This is a genomic window from Neisseria subflava (assembly GCF_003044645.1).
Classification (GTDB): Bacteria; Pseudomonadota; Gammaproteobacteria; order Burkholderiales; family Neisseriaceae; genus Neisseria; species Neisseria subflava_B.
On record NZ_POXL01000004.1, the window covers coordinates 1 to 16,538 of the forward strand.

The following is a 16,538-nucleotide window of genomic DNA, read 5'->3' on the forward strand; positions in this document are numbered from 1 at the left end:
GCGAATCGAATTATACAGTACATTTAGCAAATGTCAACTAAAATTATCGAAAATTTTAACTAACTGTGTTATACTGTCTGCTTCGTTTTCTTCACCGCGTCAGCAGCGAAGAACCGAACTATACGCCCCAAAACAAAACCAGTCAACACCTTTCGCAAAATTATTTCTAGAAATTTAACCACCACCCTGTTTTAACAGGGTTTTTATTTTATAAAAAAACTCCAACAACCTTTCTACACAATCCATACATACAAAAAATACAAAACAAAGGCCGTCTGAAATGCTCTTTCAGACGGCCTTTTGAGGTTTCTATCTTTATATTTTAGTCGGCGAACTGTTTTTTCATTCGTTCGCGTCGCTCTTGTGCTTCTACGGACAATGTCGCGGTCGGACGTGCCAGCAGGCGTTTGAGGCCGATGGGTTCGCCGGTATCGGCACAGAAACCGTAATCGCCTTCGTCAATGCTGCGGAGAGTCGCTTGCACTTTATTGAGAAGTTTACGCTCGCGGTCACGGGTGCGCAGTTCTAAAGCGTACTCTTCTTCTTGAGTAGCTCGGTCGGCAGGATCGGGAGCGGATTCGTGCTCTTGAAGATGGCCGGTAGTGGTGTTTGCATTTTCAATCAGCTCTTCTTGCATTTTAACCAGTAGTTCGCGGAAGAAGGCCAATTGGTCGCTGTTCATGTAGTCCTCTTCAGGACCATCCCAGTTTAAAATATCTTGTTCTGTCAGCTTTGCCATGGTGTCTGCTTTCGGTTTGTTGTTAATGATTTAGATGCTACGGGTTTGCTTTTATTGGGTTTTCTTGAATTTCCGTTTTGGAAATTGGGCGAATCATATCATGTTTTACCTATTCATTTGTTCTTTATATTTCGATTTGCACTTTTTTGCACTACCTTACACCTAAATGTATTAAAGCGCTTTTTAGGACGTTGTATTTTTGGTCGTTAATACCTGCTGCGCTTTCAGACGGCCTATTGAAGCAACCATAGGTTGGTTTGCTGGATAAGTTGGGGAAACCATCGGGCCAGCCACAACCATAATAAGAGTGCCAACAAACTGCCTGAAAAATCGTATCGCCCTGCGCGTAAGAAGGAAAACGGTTTGAGCAATGGCTGCAAGATTCGTTCGATGGCATAAGTCAACGGCGAATAGCGGCCCTGTATGCTGGACACCATTCTAATAATCAGACCAATAAGTAATGTATAAGCCGCGGCTTTCAGCATATGGAGCGCGGCAAACCAGAAGTTTGCCAAAATCAGCTTATTGCTGATGGACAGCGCCGGTGAGATGAAAATAATGGCGATACAGGTAAGGTAGTACACCAGAAAACCTGCGGGCAGGCAGTACCAATCGGTTTTCTCGCCGCTTGGAAATGCTTTTTGCCAAGGTTTGGTCAGCCAGCCTGTTGCCTGTATGCTGAATTTGAGCAGAGGATGTTCTGCTGCCAATCCTGCGTATCGGAGCAAAAAGCGCGTGATACACAGGATGGCAATAGCGTCTGCCAATAATAAGAGCAAGTCGCCGCGCATGTTCAGACGGCCTTATATTGTTGCGCCATTTCTTGCGAACGTTTGACGCAGGCTTCTACGCCCTGTTCGATGGCTTCGGCAACGTGACGGGCTTTGAAGGTTTCGATGGCTTCGTGTGTCGTGCCACCTTTGGAAGTCACGTTTTGCTGTAATTGTGCAAATGCTTCGCCGGTCTGTTCGGCCAAAGCCACTGCGCCTTTAAATGTAGCAAGGCTCAGTTCGCGTGCGTCTTGTTCGTTGAAACCTTGTGCCAAAGCCGCATTTTGGAGCGCGCCCAAAAGATAGAAAACATAGGCGGGGCCGCTGCCGCTGATGCCGGTAATATTGTGGAGTTGATCTTCCTCGTTCAGCCAAACGGTTGTGCCGACAGAGCGCATGATGCCGTCGGCGGCTGTACGGTCGGCTTCTGAAACGCCTGCATCGGCAAACATACCGGATACGCCTAAACCGATTTTGGCCGGCGTATTGGGCATGATGCGCACGATACGGCGTGTGCCGCCCAGATACTGGCTGAGGGTATCGATGGACAAACCTGCCGCTACGGACAACACCAGCGCGCCATTCAAACGGATGTTTTGACAGGCTGCCTGCATGTCTTGCGGTTTAACAGCGAGAATGAGGACATCGTCCGCACTCAATTCGGGCAGGTTTTCAGAAGTGGCTACGCCCAATTCTTGTACCAGTTGCTCCCGTCTTTCGGCGCCGCGTTCGACAATGTGGACACGATAGCCGTCTTGTTTGACCAAACCGCCTGCAATGGCAGTCGCCATATTGCCGCCGCCTAAAAAGTAGATGTTCATAAATTTCCTTAATTTTTTAAATGAGATACATTTGCTGAGGTCGTCTGAAATACCGTTTCCATCATACCGACAAAATTTCAGACGACCTTTTCACCAACGGACGCTTTCGGGCAGTGATGTTCGGTATAAACCCTGTTTTTCCAAACAATCCAATCCTTCTTTTTTAAAAGTTTCCGCTAAAGGGCGTTTATCGCGGGTTTGCCAAGCTAGCCCGCAAGCTTCAAACTTTTTGATTTTCCTACTGAAATAATCATTAGCTGCGGTACGATAAGCATTATCGTCAATAGAATAATTCCCGTCCGCCAAACGCTTCCCGCGGAAATCCTCAATAGAAGGCGGCGGTTCGCCTTTAATTTCCCAAAAATCTATTGCTGCCGGCTTTTTGGGTTTGCACCAGCCCGATAAGGATTCACATTGATACCAGCCCATCAACCGACAACCCGTTAAGGTCAAACCAAGCAAAACGACCGAGATAATCTGTTTCATTGGCTGCCTTCTCCTTTTTGTTTTTGTTCCCGTCTGCCGAAAATCGCGCTGCCGATGCGGACATGGGTTGCGCCGCATTCTACCGCGATTGGCATATCTCCGGACATACCCATAGACAAAACATCTGCTTCGACGCCTACCGCATTCAACTCAGCCAACAGCCACTGCATAGTGTGAAACTGGCTGCGTAACTCATCGTCGCTGCTGTCGGCCTTGGCCACACACATCAATCCGCGTACTTTAATATTCGGCAACTTGGCCACTTCAAGGGCCAGCTCGACCGCTTCAGTGGGCGCTACGCCGTGTTTTGCTTCTTCCGCAGCGATGTTCACTTCAATGCACACCTGCAACGGCGGCATTTCAGACGGCCTTTGTTCGCTCAAGCGCCGCGCCGTTTTCAGACGGCCTATCGTATGCACCCAATGTGCGCGCTCTGCCACAAATTTGGTTTTATTAGACTGCACATCGCCGATAACGTGCCAAACAATATCCGGCAAATCGGCCAGCGTTTCCGTTTTCTCAAACCATTCCTGAATATAGTTCTCGCCAAAATCGCGCTGACCGGCCGCATACACTTCGCGGATATCGTCTGCCGGAAAGGTCTTGCTAACCGCTACCAGCTTTACCGCATCCGCAGGCCGTCCGGCAACCTCAGCCGCCTGTTCAACTGCCCGGCATACGTCCTGATAGTTTTGTTGCAATACCGACATGTTTTTCTCCTTTAACCCGTTCATCACTCGGCATTTTGAAAATTTTACTTGGTCGAACGGGTTTATCTATTTAAAATAAAGCGATTTTATTATTCTAAACCAAAACAAGGCCACATTATGCAGATTACCGACTTACTCGCGTTCGGCGTGAAAAACAAAGCCTCCGACCTCCATTTGAGTTCGGGCATTTCCCCCATGATACGCGTACACGGCGACATCCGCCGCATCAACCTGCCCGAGATGAGCTCGGAAGAAGTCGGTACCATGATTACCTCGGTCATGAACGACCACCAGCGCAAGCTCTATCAACAGGATTTTGAAGTCGATTTCTCATTTGAGCTGCCTAATGTTGCCCGTTTCCGTGTCAACGCCTTTATGACCGAACGCGGCCCGGCCGCCGTATTCCGTACCATTCCGAGTACCGTCCTGACGCTGGAAGAATTGCGTGCGCCGCGCATTTTCCAAAAAATTGCCGAAAATCCGCGCGGTTTGGTCTTGGTAACCGGCCCGACCGGTTCGGGTAAATCCACCACGCTGGCGGCGATGGTCAACTACATTAACGAAACCCAACCGGCCCACATTCTGACCATCGAAGACCCGATTGAGTTCGTCCACCAAAGCAAAAAGGCGCTCATCAACCAGCGCGAGCTGCATCAACACACCCACAGCTTTACCAACGCCCTGCGTTCCGCCCTGCGCGAAGACCCAGACGTGATTTTGATCGGTGAGATGCGCGACCCTGAAACCATCTCCCTCGCCCTGACCGCCGCCGAGACCGGCCACTTGGTTTTCGGTACGCTGCACACGACCGGCGCCGCCAAAACTATCGACCGTATTGTCGACGTATTCCCTGCAGGCGAAAAAGAAATCGTGCGCTCCATGTTGTCCGAATCCTTGCGCGCCATCATTTCCCAAACCCTGCTGAAAACCCGCGACGGCAACGGCCGCGTCGCCGCACACGAAATCCTGATTTCCACACCGGCCGTGCGCAACCTCATCCGCGAGAACAAAATCGCCCAAATCAACGCCGCCCTCCAAACCGGTCAGGCCCACGGTATGCAAACCCTCGATCAAGCCCTGCAAACCCTGGTCCGCCAAGGTACCATCAGCCCCGAGCTGGCACGCAGCAAGGCGCAAAACATCGAAAACCTCTCTGTTTTCTAAACCATACTCAGGCCGTCTGAACCCCATCATCCCGATTTCAGACGGCCTTTCAGCCTGACCGAATACCCGTTTTAAAGAGAATCATCATGAGCGACCTCGCCCCTCTGCACGACCTGTTAAGCGAAATGGTGCAAGCCTACTCACAAAAAAACCAAGCACCGCACATCCCCACCCCGGCCGAAATCGGCACGCATCTTCACCCCCTGCTCGACCGCATGTGTGAAGAGGCCGAAAAACGCAACGCATCCGACATCTTCATCAGCGCAGGCTTTCCCCCTGCCATAAAAGTCGGCGGCACCCTCACGCCCATGCCCCACAAAGCGCTGACCGGCGCGGACACCGCCGCCATCGCCGAATCCACCATGAACCCCGACCAGCTCGAAGCCTTCAACCGCGACTGGGAAATCAACTATTCCGTCCAATCGCGCAGCAACACGCGCTACCGCGTCAATGCCTACCACGAGCAAGGCCGCGTCGGCATGGTATTACGCCGCGTCAGCCAAGACATTCCCGAAATGAAGACCCTCGGTTTGCCCGAAAAGCTCCAAGAGCTTGCACTCGCGCCGCGCGGTCTGCTGATCCTCGCCGGCCCGACCGGTTCGGGTAAGTCCACCACCATGGCCTCCATGCTCAACTACCGCAACCAAAAGCTGCCCGGCCATATCGTTACCATCGAAGACCCCATCGAGTTTATCTACAAACCTTGCCGCAGCATCTTCACCCAGCGCGAAATCGGCATCGATACCGACAACTGGAAAACCGCCGTTCAAAGCGCCATGCGTCAAGCGCCTGACGTCGTCTGTATCGGCGAAGTCCGCAGCGAAGAAAGCATGGAATACGCCCTCCAACTGGCTCAAACCGGCCATCTGTGCGTTTTCACCATCCATGCCAGCACAGCCTCCCAAACCATCGAGCGCATCATCAACTTCTATCCGGAAGACCGACGCCAACAGGTTTTGATGGATTTGGCGTTAAACCTCGTCGGCATCATCGGCCAACGCCTCACCGTCAAGAAAAACTGCCAACGCACGGCCGTTACCGACCTCCTGCTCAACACGCCGGCCATGCAGGACTTGATTTTCAAAGGCGAATTGCTAGAAATCCGCGACCTGATGGCACGCTCCGGCAGCAACGGCATGCAGACGTTCGACCAAAACCTCTTCAACCTCTACGCACAAGGCCAAATCGAACTCAGCGAAGCCCTGCGCCAAGCGGTATCCGCCAACGATTTGCGCCTGCGCATTCAAATGCACGACGAAGGCAACAATACCGAACGTCTCTACGACCGCATCAGCGACCTCAACCTGATGACCTAATGGCGTAAGCCAAACAAGGCCGTCTGAACGGATGTGGAAATGAAATCAAGTATTTCCCCGTATCCGTTCAGACGGCCTTATCCTATTTCAAGCATTCTGAAACCGACTGAAAATCCTGTTAAAATCCAATCATTCATCTCATAACAAATAAAACAATCCAACCATGAACACCCCGCCGCTCAAACCTCTGATCATTGCCTCCCTGCCCGTCTTCGCCAGCGTGTTTATCGCCGCCACCCTCGTTTGGCACTTCGATACGCCTAAGCTCGTCATGCCCTTCGTACTCGGCATTATTGCCGGCGGTTTGGTCGATTTGGACAACCGCCTCACAGGCCGTCTGAAAAACATCGTCATCACCGTTGCCCTGTTTACCCTCTCCTCGCTGCTTGCCCAAAGCACCATCGGCACAGGCGTTCCCTTCATCTTGGCCATGACCCTGATGACTTTCGGCTTCACCATCCTCGGCACCGTCGGCCTCAAATACCGCACCTTCGCTTTCGGTGCGCTCGCCGTCGCCACCTACACCACGCTGACCTACACCCCCGAGACCTACTGGCTGACCAACCCTGTCATGATTCTGTTGGGCACTGTCCTATACAGCGTCAACACCCTGATCTTCCAAATCATCCTGCCCCACCGCCCCGTCCAAGAAACCGTTGCCAACGCCTACGACGCACTCAGCAACTACTTCGATGCCAAAGCAGACTTTTTCGATCCCGACGAAGCCGCATGGTTGGGCAACCGTCAAATCGACTTGGCCATGAGTAACACCGGCGTGATTACCGCCTTCAACCAATGCCGCGGCGCACTTTTCTACCGGTTGCGCGGCCAACACCGCCATCCGCGTACCGCTAAAATGCTGCGCTACTACCTCTGCGCGCAAGACATGCACGAACGCATCAGCTCCGCCCACGTCGATTACAGCGAAATGGCCGAGCAGCTCAAAAATACCGACCTCATCTTCCGCATCCGCCGCCTGCTCGAAATGCAAGGCCAGGCGTGCCGCAACGTTGCCGCCTCCCTGCGTAACAACAAACCCTACGCATACAGCAAACGCCTCGGCCGGGCCATGGAAGGCTGCCGCCAATCCCTCAGTCATTTTGCCGAGACCCATGCCGACAATGCCAACCTCCACAATATCCGCCGCCTGCTCGACAACCTTAGCAGCGTCGATTACCAACTGCGGCAACTGCAAAACGATGCGTCCCTTGCTGAAAACGACAATGCCGACACCCGCATCGCCGCCCTTGAAAACACCAATTTCCGCAATATCGGTGAAACCGTCCTCAGCCAGCTCAATTTCGACTCCGGCGTCTTCCGCCATGCCACCCGCCTCTCCATCGTCGTGGCCGCGGCCTGCATCATTGTCGAAATCCTCCATCTCAACCTCGGCTACTGGATTCTGCTGACCGCCCTTTTCGTCTGCCAACCCAACTACACCGCCACCAAAAGCCGCGTGTACCAACGTATCGCCGGTACGATTCTCGGCGTGATTGTCGGTTCGCTCGTCCCCTACTTCACCCCGTCTGTTGAAACCAAGCTCTGGATTGTCATCGCCAGCACCACCCTGTTCTTCATGACCCGAAGCTACAAATACAGCTTCTCCACCTTTTTCATCACCATCCAAGCCCTGACCAGCCTCTCGCTTGCCGGTTTGGACGTGTACCACGCCATGCCCATCCGCATCATCGACACCATCGTCGGTTCCGTTATCGCATGGGCTGCCGCCACTTACCTCTGGCCTGATTGGCGTTACCTCACCCTCAGCCACACCGCCGCCCAGACCATCACTGCCAACGGCCGCTATCTCGACGCCATCCTCGACCAGCTGCAAAACGGCAGCCGCGACGATGTCGACTACCGCCTCACCCGCCGCCAAGCCCACGAAAGCACCGCCGCCCTCAGCAGCACCCTGTCCGACATGAGCAGCAACCCGAAAAAATACCAAGACCGCCTGCAAGACGGTTTTACCCTGCTCAAAACCAGCTATGCGCTGACCGGCCACATTTCCGCGCTCGGTGCATACCGCGACCAGGTTCATCACGACGGCAGCGATACCTTCGCCCCATATGCCCGCCTGACCCACCACATCGCCGAACTCCTCAAACAAATGCCGCAGACCGAACCGGCCACCTTCAATGCAAGTATTGAAGCCATCCGACAGGAGTTTGCCGATTTGGAACAGACCGACAAAGAGCAGTCCCAACAAAACCAAATCCTCAAACACCAGCTCGACCTCATCATCCGCCAGCTTGCACCGTGTTATCAGGCATTGCACAGACAGTCGGATACGCAAAACGCCTAAACCGATAACACATTTCAACAAAATAAATAAGGCCGTCTGAAACCCGATTTGGATTTCAGACGGCCTTTATTCAGCCATCGAGATTAAAACCGATTACGCGCCGCGTTTTTCCAAAGCAGCGACGGCAGGCAACTCTTTGCCTTCCAAGAACTCAAGGAACGCGCCGCCGCCGGTAGAGATGTAGCTGATTTGATCGGTTACGCCGAATTTGGCAATCGCCGCCAAAGTATCGCCGCCGCCGGCAATCGAGAACGCATCGCTTTGGGCAATCGCTTCGGCCAATACTTTGGTACCGCCGGCAAATTGGTCAAACTCAAATACGCCGACCGGGCCGTTCCATACAACCGTACCGGCAGCTTTGAGCAAATCGGCCAAAGCAGCAGCGGATTTAGGGCCGATGTCCAAAATCATGTCGTCTTCGGCAACGTCGGCAATGTCTTTCACCACAGCTTCTGCATCGGCGGCAAAGGCTTTAGCGACAACCACATCGGTCGGCAGCGGAACAGAGCCGCCTTTTGCCGCCATTTTCGCCATGATTTTTTTGGATTCTTCCACCAAATCGTGTTCGGCCAAAGATTTGCCGATGGCTTTGCCTTCTGCCAACAGGAAGGTATTGGCAATGCCGCCTCCGACGATGAGTTGGTCGACTTTGTCGGCCAAAGATTCGAGGATGGTCAGTTTGGTGGACACTTTGCTGCCGGCAACGATGGCAACCATCGGATGAGCCGGTTGTTTCAGGGCTTTGCCCAAAGCGTCGAGTTCGCCCGCCATCAACACGCCGGCGCAGGCAACCGGTGCGGCTTGGGCAACGGCTTCAGTCGAAGCTTGGGCGCGGTGGGCGGTACCGAATGCGTCGTTGACGAACACGTCGCACAAAGAAGCGTAGGCTTTGCCCAGCTCCAAGTCGTTTTTCTTCTCGCCTTTGTTGATGCGCACGTTTTGCAGCATCACAACATCACCGGCGTTCAAAGTCGGTTTGTTTTCACGCCAGTCGTTCAATACTTTCACGTCTTTGCCCAACAGTTTGCCCAAATGCGCGGCAACAGGCGCCACATCGTCTTCAGGATGGAATTCGCCTTCGGTCGGACGGCCGAGGTGGGTCATCACGATCACAGACGCGCCGTTGTCCAAGCAGTATTTGATGGATGCGAGCGAAGCGCGGATACGGGTGTCGTCGCTGATGTTGCCGTCTTTGAACGGTACGTTCATATCGGCACGGATCAGAACGGTTTTGCCTTGAACATTTTGTTCGGTCAGTTTCAAAAATGCCATGATGATTCCTTTGTGATGGTTGGAAACGGGAATGTTTGGGATTATCCGCGAATGAGGGGCGACGGTAAAGATTGGCAACGGCCGCGCTTGATGTGAATCAGCAGATAAAGCCCGGGCCGTCTGAAACATTCGGCCAATCTTTCAGATTTTCCGCTATACTTTGGCGATTGATTTTCATTTTACGGATTGAACCATGTTACGCCGAATTGCTTTAATGCTTGCCTTCGCGCTGCCTGCCGCCTCATGGGCGCAGACGCTTTCTGAAACCCTGCCCAACGGTCTGAAAATCATCGTCAAAGAAGACCACCGCGCGCCTGTGGCCGTTTCGCAGATTTGGTACAAAATCGGCAGCGTGGATGAAAAACCGGGCAAAAGCGGCCTGAGCCACGCTTTGGAACACATGATGTTTAAAGGCACGAAAGACGTTCCCTCCGGCGAATTCAACCGCCGCGTATCCGAGCTGGGCGGGCAAAACAACGCCTACACCAACCGCAATGAAACGGTGTATTACGAAAACGTCGCCGCCGCCAACCTGCCCGAGATCCTGAAGCTCGAGGCAGACAGAATGCACAACCTCAACTTCAGTGACAAAGAATTCCTCAACGAGATGAACGTCATCCGTGAAGAACGCCGCCAGCGCACGGAAGACACGGCCGACGGCAAAATGTGGGAACAAGCCTATCTTGCCGCCTTTACCCAACCGTCCATGCGCGCCTCCGTCATCGGCTACATGAAAGATTTGCACACCCTAAAAGCCGACGACCTGCGCGCGTGGTACAAACAATATTACGCGCCCAACAATGCCGTATTGGTCATTGTCGGCGATGTCGATGCCAAACAAACGCTTCAGACGGCCGCCAAACTCTTTGGCGATATTCCGGCCAAAGCCCAGCCACCGCGCAACAAGCTCCATACCGAACCCTATTTACGCAAGCCTGTTACAGTCAAAGCCACTTCTCCGGTCACACACCAGCCGCTGATTGCCATCAACTTCCGTGTGCCGAAACTCCAAAAACTCGATGACACGATGCCTTTCGCCCTCGACATCCTTTCCGATATTTTGGCAGGCAACGCGTCCAGCCGTTTTGATAAAAACCTCGTGCGCGGCAAGCAAACCGCATTGAACGCAGGAACGCATTACGACATCATCAGCCGTGAAATGCCGCTGTTCAGCGTCATGGCTATGCCTGCCGAAGGCGTGAAAACCGATACTCTGATTGCCCAGCTGCGCCAAGAAATCAAAGACATTGCCGACAACGGCGTTTCCGAAGAAGAATTGCAGCGCGTCAAAACCCAGGCAGCGGTCAGCGAAATCTACGCCAAAGACTCCATGTCTTCCCAAGCCTCCATGATGGGCCGCCTCGAAGCGCGCGGTTTCCAATATACCGACGAACAAGAAATCCACCGCCGCTTGCAGGCAGTCAGCGCGCAAGAAGTACAGGCCGCCGCCCGGATGTTGACCGACGATCGCATGAGCACCGTCATCATCGAGCCGCAAAAACCTGCCGCCGCGCCAAGCAAAAAAGCTGCCAAACGCCGATAAACATCAGGCCGTCTGAAAGCCCATACCCTTTCAGACGGCCTTAACAGAAAGCCACAACATGAAACCCACCCTGTTCGCCCTTGCCCTACTCCTGCCCTTAAGCGTCCAAGCCGCCACCGACATCCAACGTTGGTGCAACCGCGACGGCACCCAAATCCTCCTTGTCGAACGCCACGAAAACCCCATCATCGACCTTGAAGTCAGCTTCAAGGGCGCAGGCAGCGTCGCCAATCCGGACGGAAAAAGCCAAGTTGCCGAATTTACCGCCTCCCTCCTGACCGACGGCACCCAAGAGCTGGACGAAGAAGCCTTCAATGCCGAAGCCGACAACATCGGCGCACAAATCAGCAGCGACAGCAATGCCGAAAGCGCATCTGCAGGCTTCCGCAGCCTCAGCAAAGCCGACATCCGCGACAAAGCCGCCAACTTGCTCAACCACTCGCTGACCCGTCCGCGCTTTGACGAAGCCGTTTTCCGCCGCCGTCAAATCCAATCCATTACCGGCTTGCAACAACAAGAAACCACCCCCGACTACACCGCCACGCGCGAACTGACCAAGCTCATCTATCCGAACCATCCCTACGGCAGCGGCGCAAACATAACCGTCGACAGCCTCAAACAAGTTAGTCTGGACGACATCCGCGCCTTCCACCGCACCCACTACGGCAAAGACAACGCCATTGTCGCCATCGTCGGCGACCTCAATCGCAAACAGGCAGAGCAACTGGTCGAACGCGTCCTCAAAGACCTGCCGGCCAAAGCCACCGCAACCCACGCCATCCCGCCCGTTCCCAAACAAACCGCCCAACGCCGCGACATCCCCTTTGCCGGCACACAGGCACAAATCCTGCTCGGCACTTCCCTCTTCAAACGCCATGACCCCGACTATTACGCCCTCATTGCCGGCAACTACATCCTCGGCGGCGGCGGTTTCGACAGCCGCCTCATGAAAGTTTTGCGCGACCAACACGGCTACACCTACGGCGTATACAGCAGCCTCGCCCCGGCGACAGAAGAAGGTACGTTTGCCGTTTCCTATTCCACCCAAAAGAAAAACACCAAAGTCTCACTGGCCGACACCCAAGCCGTCATCGAGCAGTTTATCGCCGAAGGCCCGACCGAAGCCGAGCTGAAACAGGCCAAAGCCAACATCGTCGGCGGCTTTCCCCTGCGCTACGACTCCAACGACAAACTGCTCAACTACCTGAGCCTGATCGGCCTCTACGACCTGCCCAACGACTACTTGGAAGCCTACCCAAAAGCCATCAACAGACTGACCGTCGAACAAGTCCGCGACGCATGGCAACGCCGCGTCAAATTCAAAGACCTCAACACCGTCGTTGTCGGCGCAGAATAAAACGCTTTAAAACAACAGGCCGTCTGAAAGATTTTTCAGACGGCCTGTTTTCATTCTGTCGGTTTGCTTACTTGTCATCAGAGGCCACTCTAATCAATAAAATATCGGTCACAATCAGCTGTTGTTGTACATTTATAATGAAAGCAAAGACATCATAAATAGCATTTCTATTACTGAAACCAACAAATAAAAAAGGCCGTCTGAAACCTTGAAACAGGTTTCAGACGGCCTTTTTTTAACCGGTTTATTGCTTACTCAACCGTTACCGATTTAGCCAAGTTGCGCGGTTTGTCCACGTCTGTACCGCGTGCGAGGGCGGCGTGGTAAGACAGGAGTTGCACGGGGATGGTGTGCACAATCGGCGAGAGTACGCCGACATGGCGTGGGGCGCGGATAACGTGCACGCCTTCGGTGGCGTTGAAGTTGCTGTCGAGGTCGGCGAAGACAAAGAGTTCGCCGCCGCGTGCGCCGACTTCCTGCATATTGGCTTTTACTTTGTCCAACAGGCTGTCGTTCGGGGCAATCACGACAACAGGCATGTTCTCGTCCACCAAAGCCAACGGGCCGTGTTTCAACTCACCTGCAGGATACGCTTCGGCGTGGATATAGGTAATCTCTTTCAGCTTCAATGCGCCTTCAAGGGCGATTGGGAAGTGGATACCGCGACCCAAGAATAGTGCGCTGGTTTTCTTGGCAAATTTTTGCGCCCAAGCGGCGATTTGCGGCTCAAGATTGAGAACGTGCTGAATGCTGCCGGGCAGTTGGCGCAATTCTTCAACGTATGCAGCTGCTTGCTCATCGGAAACCAGACCGCGTTGTTTGCCCAAGGTAACGGCCAAGCCGAACAAGACAACCAGTTGGGTCGTGAACGCTTTGGTAGAGGCAACGCCGATTTCTGCACCGGCGCGTGTATACAGCACCAACTCGCTTTCACGCGGCAGTGCGGATTCCATCACGTTACAAATAGACAGGCTGTGTTTGTGTCCCAAGGATTGCGCGTATTTCAGGGCTTCCATGGTGTCCAAAGTTTCGCCGGATTGGGAAATGGTGATGACCAATTGTTTCGGATCGGCAATCACGTCGCGGTAGCGGTATTCGCTGGCGATTTCCACGTCGGTCGGCACTTTGGCGATGGATTCGAGCCAGTATTTGGCGGTCAGCGCGGCATAGTAGGACGTACCGCAGGCAAGGATTTTGATGCTGTGGATATCGTCGAACACTTCGCGTGCATTCGCGCCGAAGTTTTCAGGTTCGAAACCGCCGTCTAAGAAGACTTCGGCAGTATCGGCGATGGCGCGAGGCTGTTCGTGGATTTCTTTTTGCATGAAGTGGCTGTATGGGCCCAACTCCAAAGAAGCCAAAGACAATTCGGACACTTTAATTGCACGTTCGGTTTGCGCACCGGTTTTGTCGAGCAGTTTTTCGATGCCGTTTGCGTTCAGCAGGGCGATGTCGCCGTCTTCCAAGTAAGCGATGCGGCGGGTAAAGGCGATCACGGCGGATACGTCGGAAGCAATAAAGGTTTCTTGGTCACCCAAGGCCACCAACAGCGGGCAGCCCATGCGCGCAACAACCATTTGTTCAGGGTTGTCTTGTGCGATAACGGCAATGGCGTATGCACCGTGGAAACGGGCAGTCGCAGCTTGAACGGCTTCAAACAGTTTGCCGCCGTTTTGCGTGTATTCGTGGTTGACGCTGTGGGCGATGACTTCGGTATCGGTTTGCGATTCGAAGGTGTAACCCAACGCTTGCAGGCGTTCGCGTTCGGCTTCGAAGTTTTCGATGATGCCGTTGTGGACAACCGCAATCATGCCGCCGGAAATGTGAGGGTGGGCGTTAGGCTCGGTTACACCGCCGTGGGTTGCCCAACGGGTGTGGCCGATGCCGATATGGCCGAACACGCCTTTTTCGCGTGCTGCATCTTCCATCAGCTGCACACGGCCGACACGGCGGACGCGTTTGATTTTGCCGTCTGTATTCACGGCGATACCCGACGAATCGTAGCCTCGATATTCAAGGCGTTTGAGACCGTCGGTCAGAAAATCGACTACATTGTGATTGGCGCGAATAGCACCTACGATACCGCACATATAAGTTCCTTAGTATCAAAAGTTTGAGAAAATGACTACTGCTCCGGCTCCCGAAAGCGGCAGTCGGAAAACGCCGTTTTATATTCATTGAAACGGCAAATCTGGGTTCAGACGGCCTGTTGTTTCTCAAGGCCGTCTGAAAGTAAATAAAAGACCGGCCTTACTTCTTATCGCCTTTTTCCGGACGCACCCAGCCTTCGATGACGGTTTGGCGCGAACGGGCGAGGACGAGTTTGCCGTCTTCGCAGTTGCGGGTAATCGCGCTGCCCGCGCCTGTCGTCACTTTGTTGCCGAGGGTAACGGGGGCAACCAGTACGCAGTTTGAACCGATGCGCACTTCGTCGCCGATGACGGTTTTGTGTTTGTTCACGCCGTCGTAGTTGGCAATAATCGTACCGGCGCCGAAGTTGGTTTTGCTGCCGATCTCGGCATCACCGATATAGGTGAGGTGGTTGGCTTTGGTGCCGTTGCCGATGGTGGCGTTTTTGACTTCGACGAAGTTACCGATGTGTACGTCGTCGGCCAGTTTGGCTTGCGGACGCAAACGGGCGTATGGGCCGATTTGGTTGTTTTCGCCGACTTCGCAACCTTCAAAATGGGAGAATGGGGCGATTTTGGTGTTGGCACCGATTTTGGCGTTTTTGATCACGCAGTTGGCACCGATTTCGACGTTGTCACCGAGTTCGACTTCGCCTTCGATGACGACGTTGACGTCAATCACGACATCTTGTCCGTGTTTCAGACGGCCTCGTAAATCAAAACGCGCCGGATCGCGCAGGGTTACGCCTGCTTTGAGTAATTCTTGCGCCTGTTCGGTTTGGAAGATACGCTCGAGTTCGGCCAGTTGGAGTTTGTTGTTCACGCCGGCGGCCAAATGGGAGGCGCGGACTTGGACGGGATGAACTTTAATACCGTCGGCAACGGCTTTGGCGATGAGGTCGGTCAAGTAGTATTCGCCTTGGGCATTGTTGCTGGAAAGGCTGTTCAACCAAGCTTCGAGTTTGGCGTTGGGCAAAACCAAAATGCCGGTATTGATTTCTTTTACGGCTTTTTGGGCGGCATCGGCGTCTTTTTCTTCGACAATGGCGGTTACGCTGCCGTTGCTGTCGCGGATGATACGGCCCAAACCTGTCGGGTCGTTGGGCACGTCGGTCAACAGGCCGACTTCGTCGCCTGCGGCTTCGAGCAGGGTTTCGAGGGTGGCTGCGTCAATCAGGGGGACGTCGCCGTACAACACCAGCGTGCGGCCTTCGGCAGACAGGTGCGGCAGGGCGGTTTTGACGGCGTGGCCGGTACCGAGCTGTTCGGTTTGTTCAACCCAAACGACATCGCGTTTGACGGTGTCCAAGACTTGCTCTTTGCCGTGGCCGATGACGACGCAGATGTTTTGGGGATTCAGGGAGGCGGCGGTATCAATAACGCGCTCAACCATGGGAAGGCCGCCAATGCGGTGCAGCACTTTGGGCATTTTGGAGTACATGCGTGTGCCTTTGCCGGCAGCGAGGATGACGATATTTAAAGCTGTCTGAGCCATGATACGGTTTCCGTTGTCGTTGTTTGAGGCCGTCTGAAAAGTGGGGCAACAAATGTTGATTGTTTTTCACTCCGTTTCAGACGGCCTTGGGGATATTGTTATTCGGTTACTGGCTGTTGGTTGGCAAATTGCGGTTTTTGCCAATGTTGGCCGCGTTCGCCGTGTTCAGCATGATCCGCTTGATTGGATTGGACGGCGCGGCGCTCTGGGCGGAACTGGTTGTAATTCATGTTTTTAGAATAAGTACCGTCCTGATAAACGATAGGCGTGCCGGTAGCATATTTTTGGCGTACGGCGGTACGGCCGGATTCGTTGGTGTAGGTTTCCCAAGAGCAACCGGCCAAAACGGCGGCGGCGGTCAGAATTAAAGCGAGTTTACGCACGATGTTGTCCTTGTTTTTAAATGTCGGCAATACCGTGTATTGTACTTG

At 53.7% G+C, this 16,538-nt stretch carries 14 protein-coding genes; 5 read left to right on the plus strand and 9 right to left on the minus strand.

Features of this window, described 5'->3' with window-relative positions:
- Nucleotides 1–322: 322 nt before the first annotated feature.
- The 5 genes from dksA to DBY97_RS05320 form a co-directional block, all read right to left on the minus strand.
- The gene (gene dksA, locus DBY97_RS05300; RefSeq protein ID WP_004519243.1) at nt 323–739 is read right to left on the minus strand and encodes an RNA polymerase-binding protein DksA; all 417 of its coding nucleotides are present in this window, start codon (nt 737–739) and stop codon (nt 323–325) included.
- Between the two features lie 233 nt (nt 740–972).
- Nucleotides 973–1,530, minus strand: a complete 558-nt coding sequence (locus DBY97_RS05305) for a YggT family protein (protein ID WP_107857702.1) — start codon at nt 1,528–1,530, stop codon at nt 973–975.
- A 2-nt stretch (nt 1,531–1,532) separates the two neighbouring features.
- Complete coding sequence (proC, locus tag DBY97_RS05310; RefSeq protein ID WP_004519241.1) at nt 1,533–2,330, minus strand: pyrroline-5-carboxylate reductase; 798 nt, start codon at nt 2,328–2,330, stop codon at nt 1,533–1,535.
- A 90-nt stretch (nt 2,331–2,420) separates the two neighbouring features.
- Nucleotides 2,421–2,816, minus strand: coding sequence for an RNA-binding protein (locus DBY97_RS05315; RefSeq protein ID WP_070461559.1), 396 nt, complete (start codon nt 2,814–2,816; stop codon nt 2,421–2,423).
- Nucleotides 2,813–3,526: a YggS family pyridoxal phosphate-dependent enzyme gene (locus DBY97_RS05320; protein ID WP_107857703.1), complete on the minus strand. Its 714-nt coding sequence runs from the start codon at nt 3,524–3,526 to the stop codon at nt 2,813–2,815. Before DBY97_RS05320 ends, DBY97_RS05315 begins: the two co-directional genes overlap by 4 nt.
- Nucleotides 3,527–3,643: 117 nt before the next feature.
- Here DBY97_RS05320 and DBY97_RS05325 point away from each other — a divergent pair, with 117 nt between their 5' ends.
- The 3 genes from DBY97_RS05325 (at nt 3,644) to yccS (ending at nt 8,311) form a co-directional block, all read left to right on the plus strand.
- On the plus strand, nt 3,644–4,690 hold the full coding sequence (locus tag DBY97_RS05325) for a type IV pilus twitching motility protein PilT (protein ID WP_004519239.1): 1,047 nt from the start codon (nt 3,644–3,646) through the stop codon (nt 4,688–4,690).
- Between the two features lie 86 nt (nt 4,691–4,776).
- Nucleotides 4,777–6,006 carry a PilT/PilU family type 4a pilus ATPase gene (locus DBY97_RS05330; protein ID WP_107857704.1) on the plus strand — a complete coding sequence of 410 codons (1,230 nt, stop codon included), beginning with the start codon at nt 4,777–4,779 and terminating at the stop codon, nt 6,004–6,006.
- 163 nt (nt 6,007–6,169) lie between these two features.
- Nucleotides 6,170–8,311 carry a YccS family putative transporter gene (yccS, locus tag DBY97_RS05335; RefSeq protein WP_107857705.1) on the plus strand — a complete coding sequence of 714 codons (2,142 nt, stop codon included), beginning with the start codon at nt 6,170–6,172 and terminating at the stop codon, nt 8,309–8,311.
- A 93-nt stretch (nt 8,312–8,404) separates the two neighbouring features.
- On the opposite strand, the gene DBY97_RS05340 is transcribed toward yccS, so the two are convergent.
- Complete coding sequence (locus DBY97_RS05340; protein WP_004519232.1) at nt 8,405–9,583, minus strand: phosphoglycerate kinase; 1,179 nt, start codon at nt 9,581–9,583, stop codon at nt 8,405–8,407.
- Between the two features lie 193 nt (nt 9,584–9,776).
- Here DBY97_RS05340 and DBY97_RS05345 point away from each other — a divergent pair, with 193 nt between their 5' ends.
- Nucleotides 9,777–11,126 (plus strand): M16 family metallopeptidase, encoded by a 1,350-nt coding sequence (locus DBY97_RS05345; RefSeq protein ID WP_107857706.1) that lies wholly within the window; start codon nt 9,777–9,779, stop codon nt 11,124–11,126.
- Between the two features lie 58 nt (nt 11,127–11,184).
- Nucleotides 11,185–12,483 (plus strand): M16 family metallopeptidase, encoded by a 1,299-nt coding sequence (locus tag DBY97_RS05350; RefSeq protein ID WP_107857707.1) that lies wholly within the window; start codon nt 11,185–11,187, stop codon nt 12,481–12,483.
- A 251-nt stretch (nt 12,484–12,734) separates the two neighbouring features.
- Here DBY97_RS05350 and glmS read toward each other — a convergent pair whose 3' ends face one another.
- From glmS to DBY97_RS11480, 3 genes are all read right to left on the minus strand, one after another.
- Nucleotides 12,735–14,573 carry a glutamine--fructose-6-phosphate transaminase (isomerizing) gene (gene glmS, locus DBY97_RS05355; RefSeq protein ID WP_107857708.1) on the minus strand — a complete coding sequence of 613 codons (1,839 nt, stop codon included), beginning with the start codon at nt 14,571–14,573 and terminating at the stop codon, nt 12,735–12,737.
- 160 nt (nt 14,574–14,733) lie between these two features.
- Nucleotides 14,734–16,107, minus strand: a complete 1,374-nt coding sequence (glmU, locus tag DBY97_RS05360) for a bifunctional UDP-N-acetylglucosamine diphosphorylase/glucosamine-1-phosphate N-acetyltransferase GlmU (protein ID WP_049335633.1) — start codon at nt 16,105–16,107, stop codon at nt 14,734–14,736.
- Nucleotides 16,108–16,205: 98 nt separating this feature from the next.
- The gene (locus DBY97_RS11480) at nt 16,206–16,490 is read right to left on the minus strand and encodes a membrane lipoprotein lipid attachment site-containing protein (protein ID WP_107857831.1); all 285 of its coding nucleotides are present in this window, start codon (nt 16,488–16,490) and stop codon (nt 16,206–16,208) included.
- Nucleotides 16,491–16,538 lie beyond the last annotated feature (48 nt).

Excerpts from the sequence above, each read along its gene's own strand:
- dksA (WP_004519243.1), bottom strand. The coding sequence starts at position 739 with ATGGCAAAGCTGACAGAACAAGATATTTTAAACTGGGATGGTCCTGAA.
- DBY97_RS05305 (WP_107857702.1), bottom strand. The coding sequence starts at position 1,530 with ATGCGCGGCGACTTGCTCTTATTATTGGCAGACGCTATTGCCATCCTG.
- proC (WP_004519241.1), bottom strand. The coding sequence starts at position 2,330 with ATGAACATCTACTTTTTAGGCGGCGGCAATATGGCGACTGCCATTGCA.
- DBY97_RS05315 (WP_070461559.1), bottom strand. The coding sequence starts at position 2,816 with ATGAAACAGATTATCTCGGTCGTTTTGCTTGGTTTGACCTTAACGGGT.
- DBY97_RS05320 (WP_107857703.1), bottom strand. The coding sequence starts at position 3,526 with ATGTCGGTATTGCAACAAAACTATCAGGACGTATGCCGGGCAGTTGAA.
- DBY97_RS05325 (WP_004519239.1), top strand. The coding sequence starts at position 3,644 with ATGCAGATTACCGACTTACTCGCGTTCGGCGTGAAAAACAAAGCCTCC.
- DBY97_RS05330 (WP_107857704.1), top strand. The coding sequence starts at position 4,777 with ATGAGCGACCTCGCCCCTCTGCACGACCTGTTAAGCGAAATGGTGCAA.
- yccS (WP_107857705.1), top strand. The coding sequence starts at position 6,170 with ATGAACACCCCGCCGCTCAAACCTCTGATCATTGCCTCCCTGCCCGTC.
- DBY97_RS05340 (WP_004519232.1), bottom strand. The coding sequence starts at position 9,583 with ATGGCATTTTTGAAACTGACCGAACAAAATGTTCAAGGCAAAACCGTT.
- DBY97_RS05345 (WP_107857706.1), top strand. The coding sequence starts at position 9,777 with ATGTTACGCCGAATTGCTTTAATGCTTGCCTTCGCGCTGCCTGCCGCC.
- DBY97_RS05350 (WP_107857707.1), top strand. The coding sequence starts at position 11,185 with ATGAAACCCACCCTGTTCGCCCTTGCCCTACTCCTGCCCTTAAGCGTC.
- glmS (WP_107857708.1), bottom strand. The coding sequence starts at position 14,573 with ATGTGCGGTATCGTAGGTGCTATTCGCGCCAATCACAATGTAGTCGAT.
- glmU (WP_049335633.1), bottom strand. The coding sequence starts at position 16,107 with ATGGCTCAGACAGCTTTAAATATCGTCATCCTCGCTGCCGGCAAAGGC.